The organism is Streptomyces sp. NPDC050625 (assembly GCF_040654755.1).
Taxonomy (GTDB): Bacteria; Actinomycetota; Actinomycetes; order Streptomycetales; family Streptomycetaceae; genus Streptomyces.
The window spans coordinates 1-3,820 of the sequence record NZ_JBFAIQ010000099.1 but is presented as its reverse complement, the minus strand read 5'-3'; the positions used below and the strand labels follow the sequence as shown (position 1 = coordinate 3,820).

The 3,820-nt window shown below is 71.9% G+C and carries 1 protein-coding gene; it reads right to left on the bottom strand.

Annotated elements, in window-relative coordinates; translation table 11 throughout:
* On the bottom strand, positions 1–3,820 hold a 3,820-nt coding region (locus tag AB0I54_RS47945; RefSeq protein ID WP_363302723.1), incomplete at both ends, for an SDR family NAD(P)-dependent oxidoreductase.

Below are 3,820 nucleotides of genomic sequence, written 5' to 3'. Positions count from 1 at the left end.
GACTTCGCCGACACCACCCACGGCACCAGACCATCACCCGCGGGCTCCACGGCAGGCGACTGCTCCTCCACCGGCCCCTGCTCCAGCACCACATGTGCGTTCGTGCCACTGATACCGAACGACGACACCGCCGCACGCCGCGGCCGGTCCAGCTCCGGCCACGCCTGTTCATCCGTCAGCAGACTGACGGCCCCGGAGGACCAGTCGACGTGCCGCGACGGCTCCCCCACGTGCAGCGTGCGCGGCATGACTCCATGGCGCATCGCCAGCACCATCTTGATGATGCCGGCGGCACCGGCGGCGGCCTGGGTGTGCCCGAGGTTCGACTTGATCGAGCCGAGCCACAACGGCCGGTCCTCCGGCCGGTCCTGCCCGTAGGTGGCCAGCAGCGCCTGCGCCTCGATCGGGTCGCCCAGCTTGGTGCCCGTACCGTGCGCCTCGACGAGGTCCACCTCGGACGGGGAAAGCCGCGCACTGGCCAGCGCCTGGCGGATGACGCGCTGCTGGGACGGGCCGTTGGGCGCCGTCAGACCGTTGCTCGCACCGTCCTGGTTCACCGCGCTGCCCCGCACCACCGCCAACACCTGGTGGCCATTGCGCCGCGCGTCCGAGAGCCGCTCGACCACCAGCAGACCCACACCCTCGGCCCATCCCGTGCCGTCAGCCGCGTCGGAGAACGGCTTGCACCGGCCGTCCGGGGCGAGGCCACGCTGACGCGAGAACTCCACGAACGTCTGCGGCGTCGCCATCACCGTCACACCACCGGCCAGCGCCAGATCACACTCACCGTTCCGCAGCGCCTGCGCGGCGAGGTGCAGCGCGACCAGGGACGACGAACACGCCGTGTCGACCGTCACCGCCGGACCCTCGAACCCGAACGTGTACGAGACACGGCCCGAGGCCACACTGCCCGCACTGCCCGTCGACAGCATCCCCTCGAAACCCTCGGGCGCCTGGTCCAACCGCCCGGCGTAGTCGCCGTGCATCACGCCGGCGAACACCCCCGTACGGCTGCCGCGCAACACGGACGGGTCGAGGCCCGCGCTCTCCAGCACCTCCCAGGCCGTTTCCAGCAGCAGTCGCTGCTGCGGGTCCATCGCCATCGCCTCGCGCGGGCTGATCCCGAAGAAGCCGGCGTCGAATCCGCCCACGTCGTGCAGGAAACCGCCGCCGCGCGCGTAGGAGGTGCCGTGGTGGTCGGGGTCCGGGTCGTACAGGCCCTCCAGATCCCAGCCGCGGTCGGTGGGATAGCCGCCGATCGCGTCACCACCGGCGGCCACCAGCCGCCACAACTCCTCGGGGCTGCCCACGCCACCCGGGAAGCGGCAGGCCATGCCCACGATCGCGATCGCATCGTCGTCGGCGCCGGCCATGGACGGGGCCAGGCCGCCTACCGCCGCCTCGGTGGTGTGGGCCGCCTCTTCGCCGACGAGTTCGGCGAGCAGATGGCCCACCAGCGCGGTCTGGGTCGGGTAGTCGAAGACCAGCGTGGCGGGCAGCCGCAGACCACTGGCGGCGTTGAGCCGGTTGCGCAGCTCGACACTGGTGAGCGAGTCGAAGCCCAGCTCCCGGAAAGCCTGGTCGGCGGGGATGTCCGCAGGAGTGGCGTGGCCGAGGACCGCGGCGACCTCGGTCCGCACCAGCTGGAGCAGAATATGGTTCCGCTCGGTCCCGGTCGCGGCGGCGAGCCGCTCGAGCAGCGGCTGACGGCCGGCGGCACTCTGGGTGGCGCGCCGCGCTGCCGGGCGGGCCAACTGCCGCAGAAGCGGAGGCACCTCCTGACGGCTGCCGATCACGCCGACATCCAGCCGGACAGGGACGAGGACGGGCCGCTGGACGCCCAGCGCCGCACCGAACAGGGCCAGACCCTGCTCGGTCTCGATCGGCAGCACACCCGTACGGGCCATCCGGTCGAGGTCGGCCGTGTCCAGGTCACCGGTCATCCCACTGCTCTGCGCCCACAAGCCCCACGCCAGCGACACGGCAGGAAGCCCGACGGCGTGGCGACGGGCGGCGAAGGCGTCAAGGTAGGCGTTCGCGGCCGCATAGTTGGCCTGACCCGCCGTGTTGAAGACACCGGCGGCCGAGGAGAACAGGACGAAGGCGGCCAGGTCCGCGTCCGCCGTCAGCTCGTGCAGGTTGTCGACGGCGTCGGCCTTCGGACGCAGCACCGTATCGAGACGCTCCTGGTTGAGCGAGGCGATCACACCGTCGTCGAGCACACCGGCCGTGTGGACCACGGCGGCGAGTGGGTGCGCGGCGGGTATCTCCGCGAGCACCTCGGCGAGCGCGTCGCGGTCGGCGACGTCACAGGCCGCCACCTGCACCGTGGCACCCTGCTCCGCCAGCCGCTCGACAGTGGCCGTGTCCACACCGCGGCGGCTGAGGAGCAGCAGGTGCCGGGCGCCGTGCTCGGCCACCAGCCGTTCCGCGACGAGCCCGCCCAGCGTGCCGCTCGCGCCGGTGACCAGGACCGTACCGTCCGGGTCCAGCTGGCGCGGGATCGTCAGGACGACCTTCCCGACGTGCCGCGCCTGGCTGATGAACCGGAACGCCTCCGCGGCCTCCCGCACATCCCACGCCCGCACCGGCAGCCGGCCCAGCTCACCCTGGTCGAACCACTCCGTCAGCAGGGCGAACATGTCCCGGATGTGGTCGTTCCCCGCCTCGAAGAGGTCGAACGCCTGATACGACACCGGCATGGCGGCCGCGTCCCGGATATCGGTCTTGCCCATCTCCACGAACCGGCCACCCTCGGCCAGCAGCCCCACCGACGCATCCACGAACTCCCCCGCCAGAGAGTTCAGCACGACATCCATACCGGCCGGGAACTTCTCCGCGAAGTCCAGCGTGCGTGAGGAGGCGATGTGCGCGTCGTCCAGCCCCATCCCGCGCAGCACATCCCACTTGCCGGGGCTGGCCGTGGCATACACCTCCGCCCCCAGACAGCGGGCCAGCCGCACCGCCGCCATACCCACACCACCGGCACCGGCATGGATCAGCACCGACTCACCCGCACGCAGACCACCCAGATCGATCAGCCCGTGCACCGCGGTCAGATACACCGTCGGAACCGCCGCCGCCTCCGCGAACGACCACCCCCGCGGAACCGGTGCCAGCAGACGATGATCCGTCACCGCCACCGGCCCCAGCGCACCCCGCGGGAACAGACCCATCACCCGGTCGCCGACGCACACACCCGCCACATCCGCGCCGACCTCCAGAACCACACCCGCACCCTCGTTGCCGAGGGCACCGGCGTCACCCGGGTACATCCCCAGAGCGTTGAGCACGTCACGGAAGTTCACACCACCCGCACGCATGGCGATGCGCACATCACCAGGCGCCAGTTCCTCCGCCGTATGCGGGGCCGGCACCAGCGCGAGGCTCTCCAGCGTCCCCCGCGCGCCCTTCTCGAGCCGCCACGGCACCCCCTCCGGTGGCACCAGTGCGCTCGCGGCCGATCGGACGAGACGCGGTGCCAGGAACCGGTCCTCGCGCACCGCCACCTGCGGCTCACCACACGCCACCACCGCAGACACCACACCCGCCGGGTCGCCGTCCGCGTCCAGGTCCACGAGCAACAGCCGGTCGGGATGCTCCGCCTGCGCCGAACGCACCAGACCCCACACCGCCGCGGTGACCGGGTCCGGCACGTCGTCGACCGAGCCACGAGTGACCACGAGGAGGCGGGAGTCCGCGAGCTCCGCCGCGTCCGCCCACTCCTGGATCAGCTGCAGTACCTCGCCGAGGCGCGCGTGGACCTCACCGCCGGACTCGACCGGAGCGACCACCACACCGTCGAACTGCCCGCCACGGT